A 20,336-nucleotide genomic window follows, 5' to 3' on the forward strand; every position below is an offset into this window, starting at 1 on the left:
AAAATTGCTCTCTTTCTCCGTAAGAAAGAGAGAGTTGGAAAAACCGGAAAACTCGCAAATGATGTAGTAAAAAAAGGTAAATGGAATGGGACGTATAGGCAGTAATTTACAAAAACGAAGAGTTATTATGGCACTCTTGACACTAGTATTAATGAACACAGGTTGCGACGAACGATTCGACAATCCGGCGGTGAATCCGTCGGAAGAAAAGACGGTCAAAGTCAGCATGGCTATCGGCTTTGCCGACGAAGCCGATGCCTGCAATCTGTCCGCTTCTACCAAGGCAAATGCAAACGCAAAAGGGAAAGGTGCATTTGATGTGGAGTTGGTTCCAACTGTGGCAACCCGTGCGGATGCGGCTAAACCGGCTAAACTCTATAAGCTGGAGATTCGTCAATACAATCAGGACGGTGTCTGTTATGCTAGTAGTGGGCAAACTCCAACTGATCAGGTAATCGGTAAACGTCTTACTGTCTCATTGACAAAAGATACCGATTGCCAGCTGGTCTTTGTTGCCTGGGGAGAAAACAATTCAAAGTCATTAGGAACAGGAACTCTTTCCGAAGCACAGGAAATATCAGTTGATGCAGCTACAATCAATGCGATTTCCCCGACTGATATGTCTCAAATGCCTTACGTCCTCCATCTGAAACATGTCAAAGTGACAAGTGACGGCAAGATCACCAACTCTGACGGTGTCGATGTCCGCATCCTTCTCAAACGCCTGGCTACCCGATTAAAAATTTCCTGGGATTATAAGGTGCCCAATTATGACTTGAAGCAGATCATCCTGCAAAGTATCCCTTGTAATTATAAGGTAGTGCCTGCTCCCAATGAAAAGAGCATGAATACATACCCTTCAGTTATGGATCAATATATGGATATCCAATTGACCACTGAACAGATAAATGCAGCCGATAAAAGCTACTCCTGCTGGGTTCCCGCCAACGTGCGTGGTATTAACACCGTTTCTAACGGTCCGCAATATCGTATCAAGGAGAATGCTCCATTAGGCAGTTCTTATGTCAGTTTTATTGCAGCTAATACTTCGGATGGAAAAAAGAAATTTAACTATCGCATCTATTTGGGAGGAAAAGATTATTCCGATTACAATCTGAATGAAAATACGGATTATAGCTATAAGATCAGTTTCAACCATACCGGTCTGCCAGTTGACGACAAACGTGTGACGATCATCGACCCGATACCGGCATCCGAAAACAATGAAAATTTTGTTCCGACAGCTAATTGCTTCATGGTGGCTCCCGGTGGTGCGTTCTGCTTTAATCCCTATAAATATTATATCAATGGATCTATATCAGAAAATAGTATACTGCAAGAATGGTGTAAAACTGAAAAAATCCAATCGGTAAAAGTTTTGTGGCAAACGAAAGAAAACGGTGATATCGGCGATCCGGTATTAGGAACAGTCAATTCAGCTGACGATCATACAAATATAGTTGACTTTACGGATGGAAATGACTTCAATAATGCTCGTATCTACTGTCGTGTTGCACCAAATACAACCGGAGGAAGTGGAGTGATTGCTGCTTATGCCACTGCCGATGGAACCGGTTCTCCTCTTTGGAGTTGGCATATTTGGGTTACGGATTACACTCCGTCTGCTACAGAGGACGCTTCGGTAGATGATCCAGACAGGCGGATACAAAAATATACGTGTGGAGATCGGGGCGAACGATATCCGGTGATGGATCGTAATCTGGGAGCTATGGCTGGATATGTAGATGTGCCTAAAGATGAGATCGGGCGGTCAAAAGCAAATGGTTTTCATTATCAATGGGGACGAAAGGATCCGTTCCCCAGTTCTTATACGAATAAGCAAACTTCATCGGTAACTGTCAACTCGGATAGACCTACTCCTATGATGTTGAATTTATATAAACCGGATGGTATCAGCTTTTTCCCTAGAAGTTACCAAGAAAGTAAAGCGAGTCGTAGAGGAGCAAGCCAAAATCCTACCACCTTTTATAAAAAATCTCAAACATGGTGTTCGGAGGGGACAGATAACAATTGGTGGGGAGGAACTGGAGTGAAGACGGTACATGATCCCTGTCCGGCGGGTTGGCGTGTAGTTGGTAAAAATAGTTATTTGTCTTTTTTCCCAAATCAGTCGTATACCGGGAGTTCTGGTATTTATCAGAGTGAGTCCATCAATATATCTAATAAGGATAATTTGATAAACGACGGAGGTGCGTTGGTTTATTTTGAGGGTAGCCCGGGAGAGAATGGACGTAGAACATATATTCGTTTGAACGGATATCAGGAACAGACAAATAAGTTTAATTATATCGGAAACATGACCAATCTGTGGTGTAGGGAGTATAGCGGAGGAGGCTGTGCTTTTGATATCAATGATGGAGGAAACAGAAGCAATATTTCTGCATGGGAAATTAGCGACGCTCATCCCATTCGTTGTCAACAAGATCGGAAATGATCCCGTTGAAAAAAATTCCGGTACCTATCGGTAACCGGGGCAAACGAGTTCTTTGACATGATGAGATTGATAAAAGGAGGGGAGTAATACCTATCCGGATAGCGATTGATAAATTTGCTTATAAAATAGTGACGAATATTCTACATCGTATGAAAATAAAAGTATATATTTGTCGCACATCCAATATTGGATAACAAAACTATTTAGCTATGAGCAAATTTATCAATCCCTTTTCAGATTTCGGGTTCAAGAAAATCTTTGGAAGTGAAGTCAGCAAAGACTTAATCATCAGTTTCCTGAATGGAGTCCTCCACGAAGAAGTAATCGTAAACATCACCTTTCGTAATGTCGAATTGCTCGGTATGAAACAAGAACAGGGTAAGGTCGTATTCGACATCTTCTGTGAAAATGAGAAAGGTGAAATCTTTGTTGTTGAGATGCAAAAAGCCCGTCAGAAGTTCTTTTCCGACCGTATCCTCTATTATGCTTCGTTCGCTATCCAGCAACAAACAATGATTGCCCGTGAAAAGACGAAGAAGAGTAAGAAGAAAGGTGACAAGAAACAATGGGAGTATAATATAAATAAGGTATACATTGTCTGTATCCTTAATTATGTAATGGATAAAAGTCATCCGGAGAAATACCGCTGGGACGTGGTGCGTATGGAGCGTGAACTGAAGATACCTTTCAGCGAAACGTTGAACGAAGTGTATCTTGAGATGCCGAAATTTGTATTACCTTTGTCGGAGTGTAAGAGCATTTATTTGAAATGGCTGTATGTCTTAAATAATATAGATATAATGGAACGTCTACCGGAAGAACTGAACAATCAAATCTTCAAGAAGCTTAAAAGCATCGTGGAGATTGAACGTATGTCGGTCAACGAACGTTTGGAATACGAACTGAGCATGGCTGCCGAACGTGATATGCTTGGTGCCCTTGATGCCAGTTTCGAAGATGGTGAAGTGAAAGGTATTAAGAAAGGACGAGAAGAAGGTATTAAGGAAGGCATCCAAAAAGAACGTAAAGAAATCGCAACTAACTTGAAGTCATTAGGCATGTCTCTTACAGATATAACAAAAGCAACCGGTCTCACTATTGAGGAGATTGAGCAACTCTAAAACATCCCCCCTAAAATTTATCAATCGCATCTGTAAACTATAACAGATGCACCTAATAGTTACGCAGCATCCTGTCGGGTGTTGCGCAGCTTTTTGTGTGTCTAAGAGTACCTTTTCCCCTCTTTGAGAGAGGGCAGGGGGTGTGTAAATTTCGAATTGTTAATGTGCGTAAAAAAAGGAAAGAGATAGTATGAAAAATGAAGCAAAAATAAAAAAGAACGATTTTGAGCAATCAAATGAAATTCAAAAGGATAGAAGAGGAATGAAAATCTCTTTCTTACGGAGAAAGAGAGCGGTATCAAAATGCTTGAAAAACTTAGCTTAATGGGCGCTAAAGTAGCAACTTTTAACGAGAGTAGCAGCGTTTTAAGGTATTTATTTGATACAATTTATTAAAGTTAAAATATGCTTACTCCATAAGCCTATTGCGGAAACGTACTTTTATTGCATCTAACTAGCTGTAAAACAGCAGTTAGCGAGAGTAGCTAAAAATGGCTCTCTTTCTCCGTAAGAAAGAGAGAGTTGAAAAAGTTGGAAAACTCGCAAATGATGTAGTAAAAAAAGGTAAATGGAATGAGACGTATAGGCAGTAATTTACAAAAACGAAGAGTTATTATGGCACTCTTAACACTAGTATTAATGAACACAGGTTGCGACGAACGTATCGACAATCCGGCGGTGAATCCGTCGGATGAAAAGTTGGTGGAAGTCAGCATGGCTATCGGCTTTGCCGACGAAGCCGATGCCTGCAATCTGTCCGCTTCTACCAAGGCAAATGCAAACGCAAAAGGGAAAGGCGCATTCGATGTGGAGTTGGTTCCGACAGCGGCAACCCGTGCGGATGCGTCAATGAAACCAGATCAACTCTACAAGCTGGAGATTCGTCAATATAAGCAAAATGGCGACTGTTATACCAGTAGTGGTCAAGATCCTACTGATCAGATTATCGGCCAACGTTTTTCCGTATCATTAACGGAAGATGCCGATTGCCAACTGGTCTTTGTTGCCTGGGGAGAAGGCAGTTCGCTGTCGTTAGGAACAAAAGCTCTTTCCGATGCACAGGAAATATCAATCGATGCAACTACAATCAATGCAATTTCCACGACTAATATGAATAAAATGCTTTACATCCTCCATCTGAAACATGTCAATGTAACAAGTGACGGCAAGATCACCAACCCTGATGGCGTCGATGTCCGTATCCTTCTCAAACGATTGGCTACCCGATTGAATATTTCCTGGGATTATGCTGTGACTGGTTATGACTTAAAGCAAATCATCCTGCAAAGTATCCCCCGTAATTATAAGGTAGTGCCAGCTCCCGATGAAAAGAGCTTGAATACATACCCATCTCTGATGGATCAATACATGGATATCCAATTGACAGACGATCAAGTAAGTGCAGCCGGTAAAAGCTATTCCTGCTGGGTTCCCGCCAACGTGCGTGGCATCAACACCGTCTCCAACGGTCCGCAATATCGTATCAAGGAGAATGCCCCTACAGGTAGTTCTTATGTCAGTTTTATTGCAGCTAATACCTCGAATGGAAAAAAGAAACTAAACTATCGCATCTATCTGGGAGGAAAAGATTATTCCGATTACAATCTGAATGAAAATACAGACTATAGCTATAAGATCAGTTTCAACCATACCGGTCTGCCAGTCGACGACAAACGCGTGACGATCATCGACCCGATACCGGCATCCGAAAACAATGAAAATTTTGTTCCGACAGCTAACTGCTTTATGGTGGCTCCTGGTGGTGCCTTCTGTTTCAATCCTTACAAATATTATGTCAATGGAAGTATCTCTGAGAATACATTATTGCAGGGATGGTGCAATACCTCCAAAATCCAATCCGTAAAAGTTTTGTGGCAAACGAAAGAGAACGGTGACGTAGGCGATCCGGTACTGGGAGTAGTCAACTCTTCAACTGACCATACGAATATCGTGGACCTAACAGATGGAGACGATTTCGGCAAAGCCCGTATTTATTGCCGTGTCGCTCCGAATACCACCGGAGGAAGCGGTTTGATAGTAGCTTATGACGGGGCAAATGGAACAGGCAATATCCTTTGGAGCTGGCATATCTGGGTGACAGACTATAGCCCGGAGGCGCGAGGTAACGAATCGGTCTATACTCCGGAAAATAAACGGAAACAAAAGTATATAGGAAATAGTGCTCCCGATCAATATCCTATGATGGACAGGAATCTGGGAGCAATGGCTGGTTATATAGCTTGTTCGGAAGATCCTTTGGTACAATCTAAAGCAAACGGTTTTCATTACCAACAAGGACGGAAAGATCCGTTTCCCAGTAGTTATTCGGCTGTGGCTAAAAGTCAAATAGATAATATTTACAGTTCAATTCCCCCTGAAGATATGTTGAACTTATATGGCCCGGACGGGATTACTTATAAACCACGTGAAAGAGGTAGTATTTCTTCCATACGGGATGCTTATAAAACTCCGGTAAAAATGTATACGGATGGTCAGTTCTCTATCTCTCAGGGATCAGCTTGGGAGGGCAATACGAAAACGGTACACGATCCTTGCCCTGCCGGATGGAGGGTCGCAGCAAAAGAGAATTACCGGGCTTTGTTTAATGGAAATTATTTAGGTAGTACATCTTCTATTACAAAAAGGGATCCCCGTCTGGCTTCTGATTTTGTATGGGACGATGGAAAAAAATATGGAGGCTATTTACTTATATATGATAATGATTCACATACGACATATTTCCGGATGACCGGTTTTGGTAATAATTCCAACTCGTTTGTTATTGTCGGTCAAGCCGGTAATACCTGGACGCGTGATGTTAAATATACGTTTAATTTTGGTTTTAATTCCAATGCCAAAAATGTATCGGCCTATGAAGTAAGTCTGGGTTGGAGATCTGCAGATGCCCACACTACCCGTTGCATCCAGGAACAAAAATAAACAAACACCCGGCGCAAGCCGGACTCAATAAACAACTAGTATTAACATTTAAAATTTACCAACATTATGGCAGATTACGAAAAAGACCATTACTGGGAATTTACCTTACGTGACAACCCATTGACAAAAGACAATACGGAAGATTGTGTTGCCGAGGTGAAAAGCGGTCCCAGAACCCTCCGCAAAGATGATATGGCGAAGGAAATTAAACGTACCGGCTCCGAGCTGAAGTTACAAACAATCCTGTCGGTCGTTTCGCAGGACAGCGAGATCATTCTCGAAGCCTTGCTGGACGGGAACAGCGTGATAACCGATCTCTTTCAGATCACTCCGCGTATCATAGGTGCTTTTGATAATCCGGATGCACCTTTCGATCCCACTATCCACCATCTGACACTCGATATCGTGCCTACCAAAATGGTTCGCGAAGCATTGAAAAAAGTCAAAGTCATTAACAATGGAGTGAAAGGAGACGTGGCACGTATTTCTTTGGTGACGGACACGCTGACCGGTTTGACCGATGGCACGATTACTCCGAACGAAGATATCATGATTACAGGCAACCTTATTAAAATAGCTGGCGACGAATCCGTAGCCGGTATCTTCTTCGTTGCCGAAGACGGTACGACAAAGAAAATATCCCGTCGTCTCACTCAGAACGATCCCAGCAAGATCATAGCCCGTGTCCCGGCCCTGGCCGACGGCAGCTATACACTGCGTATCGTGACTTTTTACAACAGCGGCAGCACTTTACTGAAAAATGTACGTACGCTGGAATATAAGAAAAAACTGATAGTAGGTGATGCCGGAGATGGTGAAGACGACCGTCCGGTGATCGAGTAATTAGTGTGCCCCCTCCACTAACGTTGGTGGAGGGGCGGCACTAACGTTAGTGGTGATGTCCCACTAACACGGGTGGCGATGGTCCACTAACGTTAGTGTTTTTCAGCCCCGTTTACCGGTCGGGAAAAATCGGAAAAAGCGTTCTTTGACATGATGAGATTGATAAATTGTTTATCTTTGTGTTCGTACTTAAAAAGCGGAAACATGGAAACAATGCCGATCAGAAAACTCCCGGTTGGGATACAGGACTTCACCTCTTTAATAGAGGATGGATTTATATATGTAGACAAAACAGCTTTGGTTTATAAGATGGCAACGACCGGGAAGCCTTATTTTCTGAGCCGTCCACGTCGTTTCGGCAAAAGCCTGCTACTTTCTACCCTTGAAGCTTACTTCCTCGGACGAAAAGAAGTGTTCAAAGGATTGGCAATCGAAAAGTTGGAGAAGGACTGGAAAGTTTATCCGGTGCTTTATCTGAGTCTCAATGCTAAATACTATGAAACGAAAGAGAGCCTGGAGCAAATTTTGGAAGCTCATTTCATTGAATGGGAAAAAAAGTATGGCGCAACAGATCGTGATCTGGGGTACGAAGATCGTTTTATGCAGATCATCCGCCAGGCATACGAAAAGACGGGTGAAAAAGTCGTTGTTCTGATCGATGAATACGACAAACCGCTGCTTCGCTCACTTTTTGATGACAAACTTCATCATACTTACCGTGAGATGTTGACCGGTTTTTACACCGTTCTGAAAGATGCTGACCGCTATCTGCGTTTTGTGTTCATCACCGGAGTAACGAAGTTTGCGCAATTAGGAGTATTCAGTAATCTGAACCAGTTGATGGATATCAGTATGAATCCGGCTTATGCAACTGTCTGCGGTCTGACCCGAAAAGAGATTGAACGCGAATTTCAACCCGAACTGGCGGCCTTGGGCGAGCTTCATAAGCTGACCTACCAGCAGACGATGGACAAATTGACCTGGCTATATGACGGTTATCGTTTTTCGCCGTTGGGACAGGAAGGCATTTATAACCCATTCAGTATCTTGAATGTATTCAGCAGTTTATTGTTTCAGAACTATTGGTTCTCTTCCGGTACACCGACCATGCAGGTCGACATGTTGAAGAAGACCGATTACGACCTGCGACAGTTGGATGGAATCGAAGTACCACAGGCGGCACTGACCGATTACCGGGCCGATTTCCACAACCCGGTGCCGATCATCTACCAAAGCGGGTATCTGACGATCAAGGGATATGATGAAGAGCTTCATTTCTACCGTCTCGGTTATCCGAATGCAGAAGTGAAATATGGATGGTTGAACTTCATAACTCCTTATTATACTCCGCTATCGGAGGCAAATGCACCGTTTTATATCGGTAAGTTCAGTCAGGAGCTGCGGGCTGGTGATGTGGATGCTTTTATGGAGCGTTTGCGTGCCTTCTTTGCCGGCGTACCTTACGAGTTGAACGATGAGACGGAGCGTCACTATCAGATCATTTTCTATATTGTCTTCAAACTATTGGGGCAATATGTAGAAGCCGAAGTGCGCAGTGCCCGTGGCCGTGCCGATGCCGTAGTAAAAACGGCCGATTATATTTATGTCTTCGAGTTCAAGCTGAATGGCAGTGTCGATGAAGCTCTCCACCAGATCGACGACCGAGGCTACCTGATTCCTTACACTGCAGATGGCCGCCAACTGGTCAAAGTAGGCGCCTCTTTCGACAAGAAGAAACGCAATATCGGGGAATGGAAGCAATTGACAGTTGAGAATTGACAATTGACAGTTGGGCTTCGCGATCGAACATAGAAAGATATGAACTATTTTAATAAGAACCAGGTACGCGGATGACACGGATTAGGCGGATCAAAACGGATTAAATGATCCGATCCGTTCAAATCCGCTCAATCCGTGTCATCCGCGTACCTGGTTCTTTTATTTCGACAAATAGACTCATATCTGATAAATACTGAACTTATCGCCATTGCTATCTCCATTGACAAATTGCCAAATTATCCCATTTGACACATTATCCCTTTTATCAATCGCATCTGTAAAACGATAAAAACAGATGCACCGATCGTTACGCAGCATCCTGACGGGATGTTGTGCGGCTATCTGTGTATCCATAAATAAATTTATAAACAAAAAGTATGAGACTGAATTACATTGTAGCAAAACCGTTCCTGCTGGGTATCCTTCTTTTGTTGGGAGCCTGTCACGACGATGATAAGTCCGGGCCGGAACATAAAGGGGAAGGGCAACTGGTTGTTACGGTCAAGAATCCCGCGGGGCAGCCTTTGACACTCCGTGTTTTCGGGGAAGGACTGAAGGAACCCTTCGAAAGCCGCCTGGAAGCGACCGAGAAGGAGGGAACATTCGGTGCGTGGCTGGCAGAAGGAGAGTATGACGCATTGGTGACGGCAGATGCACCCGGAGAAGTCGTGATAGACGGTACCGGTAGTTTTGCTACTGCAACCGCCTCCGTACCCGTTCCCGAAGGGTCGGAAACGATACCGGCATTGAACGAACCGGTTTACACAGCCGCCAGTTCCGGTATTGTCCTTACCGAAGGGAAGACGAATGAACTGACGCTGAACCCCAAGGATATCCGTAAGATCGTGCATTTTACGGTGACGGTTCCTGACGGGATGGTGTCCGGACCGATAGCCGCCACTCTGCGAGGGATTGCTTCGGCAGTCAGCCTGGTAAGCGGGGAGGTCGCTGCTTCCGCCACACTCCGCCTGACCCTTCCGGCACCCGATGCGCAGAATACCAGCCGTACGACAGCAGGGATACTCGGCGTTGTCCGGACGGAAAATGTAATCCCCGGTGTCGACGACGATTCCCATCTGCTGGCACTTACCTGGAAGGCTGCCGACGGCAAGGAACAGAGCTATAGCGAAGACGTTTCCAGTCAATTATATAAGGCTCTCGAAGCCGATGCCGATACGATAGATGTAGCCGTGACTATTGCCGCCCGTGCCGATGATGTCCCTATACATTTATATACCGCTATTCGGACGCGTAGCCTTGTCGATGAGTTCAAGGATACCCCGGTAAATATCGCCGCCGGGACAGCATCCGGCAAATATGCTGAAAGCTGGGAAGGCATCGCTTCCGCCAATGAGATCGTGCTCAACCCCGAACGCTATTATCCTGCCGACGGTTCGCCGGTCTACCTGCGCGGTTATTATCCGGTCGCTCCGCTGGAGAATGGCGAAGTACATTATACACTGACGGGTAAGGAAGATCTGATGCTTTCCGTAGAGCAAAACGGTTCGCTGGACAACCGGTTCACAGCCGTCAGCACGCCGCTCATCTACCAGCATTTACTGGCACAGCTCAACTTCAAGCTAACCTTGAAAGGCGTGACCGACCAGTATCGTATACGTTCTGTCAAGCTCAACGGCATGGCAGAACGGGCACGTGTCAGTCTAGCTTCGGGCACAGTGGAACCGATCGGGCAGAGTGCCCCGGTTGTGATCTATACCGATCCGGGAACGGGTGGTTTTCCTATCACGGACGGCTCGGTGATGTTGCCCGGCTATGTCCTGGTACAGCCGGAAGCGGAGTTGACGCTCGATTTGGTATTGAATGTGGATGGCAATCCGGCAAATGACAAGGTATTCAAGAATCTCCCTGTCAATTTCACCGAAGGAGGTACGGAAGGGGGAAGTGCCTATGAGGTGGAAATATCCTTTGAGGTGCCGGATGATCCGGAGCCAACACCCGACCCGGAACCAACGCCTGACCCTACGCCTGATCCCGACCCTGATCCAAGTCCCGATCCTGGTCCTTCCCCAAAGCCGGACCCCGATCCCGAACCTGAACCCGAGCCGGAAAATGGCATCAAGGTAGAGGTAACCGCCAAAGTGACTGACTGGAATACGGGTGATAACGGTGGAGTGATCATTTGAAGTAAAGAAACAACAAAGAATTATATATCACTTATTATTAACAATTTATACAAGTAAAAAATGAAAAAGATTTTAAGTATGGCAGCATTGGCATTGATAATGGCAAGCTGCTCGAATGACGAAGAAACTCCGGAAATCAATCCGGGAGAAGTGACAAACGCTGTACCTGTACAGATCAGCCAAAAAGTGGCTGGGGTAGAGACGAAAGCGGCAGTGGGAATTGGTAACGATGTGAATGCTGTTATTTTGATGGCAGATGCACAGGATTTCAGCGGTTTCACGCCTAACAAGGAAAATAAATTGAATAATCAAAGCAAGTTTGCCCAAGATGCAGACCGTGCCAATTATTCAACAGCAACTTTTCAAGCACAAGCAACTGCCAGTAAGATTGAAAATTTGACAACTACTTTGTATTTTCCTACACAAGGAGGAGGGGGAGATAAAACAGTCTATATCGCAGGAGTAGCTCCACAAGGTAATGTGACTGCTACGGCTATAGAATTTACTGATATAGATGGTTTACAGGATGTGATGTATGCCGCAGCAGCTACTGCGACTTTAGGTAGTGCTGGTTCACAAACCGCCACCCCGGATTTGGAATTTAAGCATAAAACAACCCAGCTGACTTTCGCTGCTAAATTGGCTGAAGAACTGACCGGTACAGAATGGAATGATAAGGCTGTCACCGTAAAAAACATTACAATTCAGAATGCCCAATTGCCTCAATCACTCTCATTTGGTGCAGGTACTGTAAATTATGCTGATGCAGCTAGTTTCGTCGTTAAAGGTATTTCCACGACTCTTTCTACTTCTGCGGCTGATATATCCTCTCCTGTTATGGTAATGCCGACTACGAATATCCTGGTCAATCTAACTTTGTCGGTAGGCGGAACTGAAAAAACATATAATAATCTGCCTGTACTAAAAGATGGTTCGTCAGACAAGCTTACAACCGTAGAAGGTAAATCACACAAAGTGACTTTCACCATTACTGCACCGACGACACCTGATGGTGCAACAGCTGTTACGGTTAAGGCTAAGGTTGTAGACTGGGCCGTAGGTGATGCAGGTTCTGTAGAAGTAAAATAATCAAACAAAATCAGATGCAAGTGAAACGACAAAACATATATCTGCTGTTAGCCACGGCGCTATTGTCGGTATCAGGCTGTTCAAGTCCGGAGGAATCCGGGCTTGAATCAGTCCCTATCGAATTGCGTGCATCCGAAGCGGGAGAAGTGGAAACGAAAGCCGACGAGAACGGGATCGATAAGGAATTTGCCACCCGCATTTTTGCCTCTAAACGCGACGGCGATTACACCAAGCTGACAACAACGGTAGTTGACGATGAGTGGTATGCAGACACGAAGGTAACAACGAACGGTTCGATCGCGTTGTCGGGTAACCCTGTTTATCCCCAATACGGAGACTGGCTCTATCTGGTTGCCGTTGCCCCTCAGCCTACGTCGTATACCGATGCTGATGCCGATGCCGGAACAGTAGGCTATACCCTCGATGGTCAGACCGACATTCTGTATGCCAAACAGATACAGGGCAACCGATGGGACGGAAGTCGTTTCAGTAATAACACAGATAAAACTGTAACACCTCTCGTATACACCCACCAGCTTACCCAACTGAAGTTCAAGGCAAAGAAAGCCGCCGAGAAAGGGCTGGCAGTGAAAGTAAAGAGTATCACCGTAAAAGGCGTGACCTCCACCATGACACTTACCTTGAAAGATGGCAATGCCACTTTCTCCGGATCAACAGACCTGGTGCTGACTTTGGCTGATGGAAACGGTACGGAGATTAAATCTACTACCTCCATCAATCTGGGTGTTTTGTTATTACCCCCGTCAACGTCAGACAAAGCCTACCAGGTTACCGTCGATACTTCCGTTGGTAAATTTGAAGATTTAACGATCGACTTTAGCAGTTCGAGCAGTTCAAATAGTTCGAGCAATTCGAGTAGTTCAAGCGGTTCAAACGGTTCGAGTGGTTCCGGCAGTGCATCCGGCGATCATTTTGCGAAGGGACATTCGTACGAAGTCACTCTCAATATCAGTGACAAGGAATTAGAGATCCTGTCTGTTACCGTCGCTCCCTGGAGTACGGAAGATAAAGGCGATCTCGACCTCAACTGATAATCAATGTAAACATAAAAAAACAACTAGTATTAAATTCAAACAAAATGAAACAAGTAAAGAATCTAAGCCTACTTATTATGGCAAGCCTGATGCTCTCCAGCTGTGGTGAAGAAGAAAACCTCCAATCCCCCATAGACAACACCGAAAAGGTAGAACTGGGTATTACGGCAGGGGTGGCACTGACGAAGAGTGCGATAAACGAGGGAGCGCAGACGGGAACAGACTCGGAAATGAAAGCAATTGCGGTGTATGCTGCGGGTACAGAATATACAACTGATAATTACGGTTTGTACACTCCGTCTGCTGACGGTTGGACGAATACCAGTCAAACAGATAAAATCTACCTGTCAAGTGCAGTTGCTACCATCTATGCTTATCATCCGGCGTATCAACCGGATGGAACAACTCATGCAATGGCAACGTCAGGTACGGCTTTGAAACTTGACTTGAAGGGTGCTGCTGTTGCTAATACTGCAACAATTCCGGTATCCATTTTTGCAGGTAATACTAGTGCAACAGACGATAATACGATAACTGTTCCTCAAAATTATAAAGCATCAGACAAGAAGATACTTTCGGCTCCGGGCGAAGTGGATTATATGTGGGCTGAAAAGAAAGATGGGAATGGAGCTAATGCTCAAGCCTGCAATGGTAAAGCAAGCAATAAATCAATAACATCCTCAGTTGCTTTAAACATGAAACATGCCCTTTCAATGGTTAGTTTCCGTATCTATAATAATGGGCATTATAATAAAGACGGGAAACTGACAAAAATAGAATTGGCTAATAATGATGATCCGTCTACTGGAAGCAAGGCTTTGAATGATGGAGGTTTGGCTCATAATAGCGGTAAGCCTACCATGAAAATTGCAGATGGTACCATTGAGACAGACGCTAGTAATTTGGCTACTGTAACTTATACGCGTATAATAAAAACAGCAACTAGTGGTGCTGCTGATGCTTATTATGTTTTACCTAAGCAAGGTACAGGAAGTTATACCGGAACTGATGCCGCCAAAAACGCTGCCGCCACTTTCAGTATCCTCGTTTTACCCGACGCTTCAGCCGTTGCTAAAAACACCATTAAAGTAACTTTCACAATTGACGGAGAAGCTTACTCAGTTAATTTGGCAGCAGATGCAACAACAACTCAGTGGGAAGCCGGCAAAAACAACATCTACACCGTTACATTAAGCGGTCAGGAACTCACTCTTAGCTCAGTTACAGTTGCAGCTTGGGGCGATGGAGATAAAAAAGATCTTGATGTCAAATAATAATGATAGATGATAAGTGATTCATATTTAGAAAGTTCTGAACTATTTTAATAAGAACCAGGTACGCGGATGACGCGGATTAGGCGGATCAAAACGGATTAAATGATCCGATCCGTTCAAATCCGCTCAATCCGTGTCATCCGCGTACCTGGTTCTTTTATTTCGACAAATAGACTCATATCTGACAAATATTGAAACATCCAAATCAGACAACAAATGAACCTGTAATGGCAAAGTGATCATGATTAATATTAATTACAACATATAAAAACATTCAAACAATATGAAACCGTATAACTACCAGCTATTATTCTTGTTGCTGGGTGCGATTAGTCTCTCCTGCTCAAATGAGGTGAAGGAAGAGGAGAGCGGTCCGGTAAGTCTTACTCCCCATATAGCCGGTATCTCACTGACGCGTGCCGGAATAGATGCAGCCGAGAAAGTAGATGCAATCGGCTTTTACGCCGTCAGTAAAGAAAGTACCGACAACACCTACGGAACATGGCCTGTCGGTACATACGGCAAGTTCACCGGAAATACATCAAATGGTCATACGACTTTTGTCCCTGCCACAGCCCAGGACATCCTCTGGCTGGAATCCGAGAAAAACGCCATAATCTTCTCCTGTTATCCCGCCCCAACCAACGCATCTGACATCGTCGATGCCAGCACACTGAACGAGGACGGAACAACTATCTCTACCGGAACAAATGCTCCTGCGGCTACCCTAGACGCCCCTGTTCCGGTCATTCCCGTATCAACCACTGTATTCAGCCTGTCCCCGGCATTTCCAGCTGATGCAAACTTCGACTTTACCCTTCCCGCATACGATTACATGTACGGGGTTGCCTACGACAACAGCAATCCCAGTGCAGGAGAAAGTACTAAATTTCAATCGACCCAGCCTGTTGCCAACGGTAACCGTTCAGGTGGAATCGTCAACCAATCCGGTCCGAACGTATCCATCGGTCTGAAACATGCTTTCACGCAAATCAAACTTATCATCAAGAAAGGAGATTCATATCCGGGCACAGCAACTAGGGTTACCGAAGTGAAATATACCCGCAAAATGAATACCCTGACAGACAACACCAAAATGAAACTGACTGACGGTACATTTCTAGGGATAACCCTTACAAATGATGCCGCTTACACCTACGATCTGAAATCGGCTACTCAAAATAGTGAAGGATTCGAGCTTACCTCCGACAAGAACAGTAACCTCACAATCACCAATTACGCCCTGCCTTGCGATGCCGCTAAATCGGTCATCAACCTGACCGTCGATGGAAAAGAAATGACTATCGAATATACTGGAGACCCTCAATGGAATGCAGGAAAGATATACACCTACGCAGTAACGATCAACGGTACCGGCCTCGCTTTTTCGGGTGTCTCGGTAGTCGATTGGGACGACGACGGTAATAATAACAGTTCAAGTGGAACCCTGTAAAACAATCAGATCATGAGAAAACAAGACAATATAAAAAGCCTTTTTACGGCATTACAAAGAGCCGCTATCACCGGTATCGTCCCTATCATCGGAAACAGCCTGGTCGCAGCATTTTTATTCACCGCCTGTTCGTCCGATGAATGGCAGGCTGACAACGACCGTGTACTTCTCTCTCCCCAAATACAGGTAGGAGAGAGCACCACCCGTTCGGTTATAAGCGGAACGGCAGCCAATCCGGATGGAAATGGGAATCTGATCAATCAGGTTCAATTGTATATAACCCGCGACGAAGACGATCATACGGTCTATCCGGGCTTAAGCGAAAGCAAGGGGCTGGCTACTTTTACATTGGGAGCTAGTAACGACTGGACGAGTGACCCAAAGGTCAGCCTTTCCAGTGATATGGCACGTATTTTTGCCTTTTATCCACCGATAGCAGCAGGCAGTGTAGATGCCAATTTTATAGCTTCCACCGCTGATGAAAAGCATAAAATAAAGGTCAGCATACCTGCCGACCAGACTTTCGACGGCACAACTGCCTGGGGATGCAGTACAACCGACTATCTGTACGGCTCGTCTTCTTCCACCAAAGGAGATGCCAAACCGATCACCGCCAACAATGGCAATGGGGATGCCACGGGTCCGAAACCCTTTTCCCCCGAAATATCCATGCAACATGCCTTGTCGCTCCTGGTCTTTTACCTGGAGAGCAAATCGGGACGTGATGTGGATAACACATACGATTATGTAAAGGAAATACGCCTGTCGACAACAGATGTTACTCATAAGTTCCGTATCTCCGGAAGCGCTAACGATCAATGTACCATGCTCATCAACGACGGTACACTGGCATTGACAACAAGCTCGTTATTGAAGTTCAAGGCAACGACTGCGGCTACCGGTGGAACCACCACCACCGCCCAGTTATGCGGCAAAGCAGGTTCTCCCGCATTAGTCGCCTACGGCTTGGTAGCTCCTTTGACGGCAGCTCCTTCCGACCTGACACTGACTGTTGTGCTGGATAAGAAAGATGAAACCACCGACATGAAGCGTGAATTATCCCTCACATTCGGTACTTCGGGTAACGCCCCGAAACTCTGGAAGAAAGGGAACCGCTATAAATACAACCTCACACTGACTGACCGCGACATCGCCATTAAAAGTACGTCGATCACCGAATGGCCGGATGGTTGGAGCGGAAGTAGTAACGATAAGGGTGACGGTTCGCTCAAACCCGATGGTTTCTAATCCATTCGGGTCGAGTAACCACCCAATAATCAGCAATAACATAAAAAATAAATAATATGAAAACAGTAAACTTACAAATCCGGACAGTCCGGCTGGCAGGTCTTTTCTGCCTGCTCCTGGCGTGGACTGCCTGTTCGGATGAGACGACGATCGACCCTCCCGCAGAGGATACCCCTATCATGATAAGGGCGGAGATCTGCACATCCGATGCCGATACCCGGGCAGACGGGGGAGAGACGACGGAGACGGTAGCCGATGATCCGGCAAATGTCTACGATCGCAGTAGCTTTATAGCGAATGACAAGATCCGTGTGACGCGTACCAACCCCAGTGACTCCAAGGATTATCTGTTGGGAGCAGATGGAAAATGGGCTGTCGTCGGTACTGCACCGCTCACCTTGCGTATCGGGGCAAACTATGAAGCAGCTTTCCCCCATGATTACAAAAGCATTCAAAAGGATCAATCAACGCAGGCGAATTATCTGGCAAGCAACCTGCTGAAATCACCGGCTGCAACATCTTCTTCCGGTGAATTGAACTTTACGGGAAACAATGCTTTCCTCCATCAGAATACGAAAATCACCCTGGTCTTTACCGGTAAGGCAGGAGCTGACGCAGATGGTGCTGCATTGACCGGCACTTTTTCTGATTTCACGATAACCGGCACCGGCTTATATACAGGAGGTACATCTCCCGAACATATGTCTTTCTATCGTCCGAAGACCAATGTTGCTACCTGGCACGGTATCGTCTATCCCAAAAAAGGAACCGGTACAACCGGTACAGATATCTCGCTGGCACTGACCTATGACAATGTGAAGTATTCAGCGACGATCAAATGCCCTATGGTAGCCGGCAAACATTATCAGTACGATCTGAAGATTGAGAATGACATACTTGTACCTGACGGCATGAAGATAGAAAACTGGCAAAGCGGCGATTCATATACGGGCGGGTTTGATACGGCTCCAAACACTTAATAGTAACACAGTATGAAACAGTATTCAATACAAATAGCAGGTATCATCGGGATATGTTTCCTGATGCTGACAGCCTGTTCAAACGAATCTCCTGCCGATAACACATCGGAGGGAAAGGAGCTGGTCGTATCTGCAGAGATCATCCCTTCGGGTGAGAGTAAAGCCGTGGGAGCAGCTACCAATGGGACGGATAAAGTGTCCTTTGTGAAAGATGATCAGATTCTGATCACTCGGTCAGGAAAGAGTAAGGCATACAAATTGTCTCAGAATAATCAATGGCTCCCGGAAACTGGTGGGGAGGATTTGACTGTTGATGGAACGGAACAGACGTATACGGCTTCATTCCCTCACGATTTTACCAGTATTCTGGAAAAGCAGAATGAAGCAGCTGCCGCGAGTGGAGCTTTGAGCAATTATGAAAAAAGCAACAAGCTGATATCGAAAGTGACAACAGCGAGCAATTATGTACCTTTCAAATTCAGCCATGCTTTTTCAAAGATCACCGTCATTGTCGCCTATAAAAACAAACGAAAGAATGTGAGTGCGAAGTTGGTCGGTAAGAATATACGGACGAGTGAAGCTGCGGCAACAACTGATGAAACGATTAAGATGCTGCGAACCTCGCCTACAGGCGAAACAGCATCGGTAAATCATACATTTATTTGTATCCTCAATCCGGGTACCTCGCGCGGATTTACGCTTACGGTATCCGGACAGGAAGAAAATGGCACAGCTGTCGCGGATGAGATATATACCCAAAAAGGTAAGGAGTTCAAGGCCGGATTCAATTACGTCTATAACTTCTCCTCCAACGATAATCTGATCCTGACGGGTGTCACGGTGGTCGATTTTGACAGTGCCGGAGATGACTACAATGCCGGAAATGCGACCTGATACATGGAATAGTCCGATTACTAACAGTTAATAACAGAATTATATGAAATACATATCAAACAGAAATATCGGCTGGCTTGCCGGCTTTTTGCTGACAGCCTGCCAGTCGGAGGTCGTAACGGTGCCGGACAACGATAACGCGTTGCAGGTGCTTTCCGTCGGTCTGAATCAGGAAGCAGGTACACGGTCGGAGGTGACGACGGATGGAATCAAGCAAATAAATGTGTATACAACGACCGATGCTCATAAAGAGATAACGACTAATACACTGGCAACCTATACAAATGACGGGAATGCCTGGAGTTGTACTGCACCGCCGGAGCTGACGAGCGCGTCGTATAATATTTTCGCTTATTATCCTCCTACGCGAGGAGATGGCGGGGAGGAAGTTACGGTGACGAACAGTTCTACCGGCGAGCATACCATTAAGGTTTATATCTATGCCGAAGATGCATTCGGTAGCCCGAAACAGGATGACTATTTGTATAATTATCAAACAGATAATACGGGAAAATATGAACAAATCACGGCTTCTACGGCTTCCAAGGCGGTCAGTTTCTCGATGAATCATGCCTTGTCGAAAGTAAGTTTCCAGATTACGAAAGATGCATCGGCTACGGAAACGCTGACCTTGACGCAGATAGATATTATCGGGAAGACCAACAGTCTGCAAACCGGAACGGGCGAAATGTATCTGAAAACGGGAGGGCTGGTCGGCCTGCAGTCCAAAGATCAAATCAGCCTGACCGGTTCGGTCGCTTTGCAGAACACACTGACTTCTCCGAGTATTACCGCTTTGGTGGCTCCTATGAGTAAAGAGGAAAAGGTGCTTTCATTCCGTCTGACAGTAATGGTCGATGGGGTGTCGCGCGTCTTCGAGACAGGGACCGTCAAAGATGATGCATCTAACTGGCCCGGTGTGAAGTGGCTGGCGGGAAAGCATTACGTTTATAAGATCAAAGTCAGCAAAATGGGAGGTGTCATCAACGGTGTTTCCGTATATGACTGGCAAAAGGATTCGGACCAGAATACGCAAGTAGGTATTTAATATAGGAGGATCA

At 45.4% G+C, this 20,336-nt stretch carries 15 protein-coding genes; all 15 read left to right on the plus strand.

Going from position 1 to position 20,336, the window contains the following annotated elements; translation table 11 throughout:
- The first annotated feature begins 127 nt into the window (after nt 1-127).
- Nucleotides 128-2,455 carry a DUF4906 domain-containing protein gene (locus tag P3L47_RS16750; RefSeq protein WP_277781502.1) on the plus strand — a complete coding sequence of 776 codons (2,328 nt, stop codon included), beginning with the start codon at nt 128-130 and terminating at the stop codon, nt 2,453-2,455.
- A gap of 209 nt (nt 2,456-2,664) precedes the next feature.
- Nucleotides 2,665-3,576, plus strand: a complete 912-nt coding sequence (locus tag P3L47_RS16755; protein WP_277781503.1) for an Rpn family recombination-promoting nuclease/putative transposase — start codon at nt 2,665-2,667, stop codon at nt 3,574-3,576.
- A gap of 190 nt (nt 3,577-3,766) precedes the next feature.
- A complete protein-coding gene (locus tag P3L47_RS16760; protein ID WP_277781504.1) occupies nt 3,767-3,901 on the plus strand; it encodes a hypothetical protein in 135 nt (44 codons plus the stop codon).
- A gap of 290 nt (nt 3,902-4,191) precedes the next feature.
- On the plus strand, nt 4,192-6,516 hold the full coding sequence (locus tag P3L47_RS16765; protein WP_277781505.1) for a DUF4906 domain-containing protein: 2,325 nt from the start codon (nt 4,192-4,194) through the stop codon (nt 6,514-6,516).
- 66 nt (nt 6,517-6,582) lie between these two features.
- A complete protein-coding gene (locus tag P3L47_RS16770) occupies nt 6,583-7,359 on the plus strand; it encodes a DNA-binding domain-containing protein (RefSeq protein WP_122359918.1) in 777 nt (258 codons plus the stop codon).
- A gap of 204 nt (nt 7,360-7,563) precedes the next feature.
- Nucleotides 7,564-9,138 carry an ATP-binding protein gene (locus P3L47_RS16775; RefSeq protein WP_277781506.1) on the plus strand — a complete coding sequence of 525 codons (1,575 nt, stop codon included), beginning with the start codon at nt 7,564-7,566 and terminating at the stop codon, nt 9,136-9,138.
- 377 nt (nt 9,139-9,515) lie between these two features.
- Nucleotides 9,516-11,282 carry a fimbrillin family protein gene (locus P3L47_RS16780; RefSeq protein ID WP_277781507.1) on the plus strand — a complete coding sequence of 589 codons (1,767 nt, stop codon included), beginning with the start codon at nt 9,516-9,518 and terminating at the stop codon, nt 11,280-11,282.
- A gap of 60 nt (nt 11,283-11,342) precedes the next feature.
- Nucleotides 11,343-12,371 (plus strand): hypothetical protein, encoded by a 1,029-nt coding sequence (locus tag P3L47_RS16785; protein WP_277781508.1) that lies wholly within the window; start codon nt 11,343-11,345, stop codon nt 12,369-12,371.
- Between the two features lie 20 nt (nt 12,372-12,391).
- Nucleotides 12,392-13,423, plus strand: a complete 1,032-nt coding sequence (locus P3L47_RS16790) for a fimbrillin family protein (RefSeq protein ID WP_277781509.1) — start codon at nt 12,392-12,394, stop codon at nt 13,421-13,423.
- A 47-nt stretch (nt 13,424-13,470) separates the two neighbouring features.
- Nucleotides 13,471-14,700 carry a fimbrillin family protein gene (locus tag P3L47_RS16795; protein WP_277781510.1) on the plus strand — a complete coding sequence of 410 codons (1,230 nt, stop codon included), beginning with the start codon at nt 13,471-13,473 and terminating at the stop codon, nt 14,698-14,700.
- 283 nt (nt 14,701-14,983) lie between these two features.
- Nucleotides 14,984-16,153 (plus strand): fimbrillin family protein, encoded by a 1,170-nt coding sequence (locus P3L47_RS16800; RefSeq protein WP_277781511.1) that lies wholly within the window; start codon nt 14,984-14,986, stop codon nt 16,151-16,153.
- Nucleotides 16,154-16,165: 12 nt separating this feature from the next.
- The gene (locus P3L47_RS16805; RefSeq protein ID WP_277781512.1) at nt 16,166-17,401 is read left to right on the plus strand and encodes a fimbrillin family protein; all 1,236 of its coding nucleotides are present in this window, start codon (nt 16,166-16,168) and stop codon (nt 17,399-17,401) included.
- 56 nt (nt 17,402-17,457) lie between these two features.
- Nucleotides 17,458-18,381: a fimbrillin family protein gene (locus tag P3L47_RS16810; RefSeq protein WP_277781513.1), complete on the plus strand. Its 924-nt coding sequence runs from the start codon at nt 17,458-17,460 to the stop codon at nt 18,379-18,381.
- A gap of 12 nt (nt 18,382-18,393) precedes the next feature.
- Complete coding sequence (locus P3L47_RS16815; protein ID WP_277781514.1) at nt 18,394-19,275, plus strand: fimbrillin family protein; 882 nt, start codon at nt 18,394-18,396, stop codon at nt 19,273-19,275.
- A 43-nt stretch (nt 19,276-19,318) separates the two neighbouring features.
- The gene (locus tag P3L47_RS16820; protein WP_277781515.1) at nt 19,319-20,323 is read left to right on the plus strand and encodes a fimbrillin family protein; all 1,005 of its coding nucleotides are present in this window, start codon (nt 19,319-19,321) and stop codon (nt 20,321-20,323) included.
- The last annotated feature ends 13 nt before the right edge of the window (nt 20,324-20,336 follow it).

This window comes from Parabacteroides chongii (assembly GCF_029581355.1).
In the GTDB taxonomy this organism is placed as follows: Bacteria; Bacteroidota; Bacteroidia; order Bacteroidales; family Tannerellaceae; genus Parabacteroides; species Parabacteroides chongii.

What these genes read in the sequence shown, in the direction of transcription:
- P3L47_RS16750 (WP_277781502.1), top strand. Translation starts at nt 128, where the DNA reads ATGGCACTCTTGACACTAGTATTAATGAACACAGGTTGCGACGAACGA.
- P3L47_RS16755 (WP_277781503.1), top strand. Translation starts at nt 2,665, where the DNA reads ATGAGCAAATTTATCAATCCCTTTTCAGATTTCGGGTTCAAGAAAATC.
- P3L47_RS16760 (WP_277781504.1), top strand. Translation starts at nt 3,767, where the DNA reads ATGAAAAATGAAGCAAAAATAAAAAAGAACGATTTTGAGCAATCAAAT.
- P3L47_RS16765 (WP_277781505.1), top strand. Translation starts at nt 4,192, where the DNA reads ATGGCACTCTTAACACTAGTATTAATGAACACAGGTTGCGACGAACGT.
- P3L47_RS16770 (WP_122359918.1), top strand. Translation starts at nt 6,583, where the DNA reads ATGGCAGATTACGAAAAAGACCATTACTGGGAATTTACCTTACGTGAC.
- P3L47_RS16775 (WP_277781506.1), top strand. Translation starts at nt 7,564, where the DNA reads ATGGAAACAATGCCGATCAGAAAACTCCCGGTTGGGATACAGGACTTC.
- P3L47_RS16780 (WP_277781507.1), top strand. Translation starts at nt 9,516, where the DNA reads ATGAGACTGAATTACATTGTAGCAAAACCGTTCCTGCTGGGTATCCTT.
- P3L47_RS16785 (WP_277781508.1), top strand. Translation starts at nt 11,343, where the DNA reads ATGAAAAAGATTTTAAGTATGGCAGCATTGGCATTGATAATGGCAAGC.
- P3L47_RS16795 (WP_277781510.1), top strand. Translation starts at nt 13,471, where the DNA reads ATGAAACAAGTAAAGAATCTAAGCCTACTTATTATGGCAAGCCTGATG.
- P3L47_RS16800 (WP_277781511.1), top strand. Translation starts at nt 14,984, where the DNA reads ATGAAACCGTATAACTACCAGCTATTATTCTTGTTGCTGGGTGCGATT.
- P3L47_RS16805 (WP_277781512.1), top strand. Translation starts at nt 16,166, where the DNA reads ATGAGAAAACAAGACAATATAAAAAGCCTTTTTACGGCATTACAAAGA.
- P3L47_RS16810 (WP_277781513.1), top strand. Translation starts at nt 17,458, where the DNA reads ATGAAAACAGTAAACTTACAAATCCGGACAGTCCGGCTGGCAGGTCTT.
- P3L47_RS16815 (WP_277781514.1), top strand. Translation starts at nt 18,394, where the DNA reads ATGAAACAGTATTCAATACAAATAGCAGGTATCATCGGGATATGTTTC.
- P3L47_RS16820 (WP_277781515.1), top strand. Translation starts at nt 19,319, where the DNA reads ATGAAATACATATCAAACAGAAATATCGGCTGGCTTGCCGGCTTTTTG.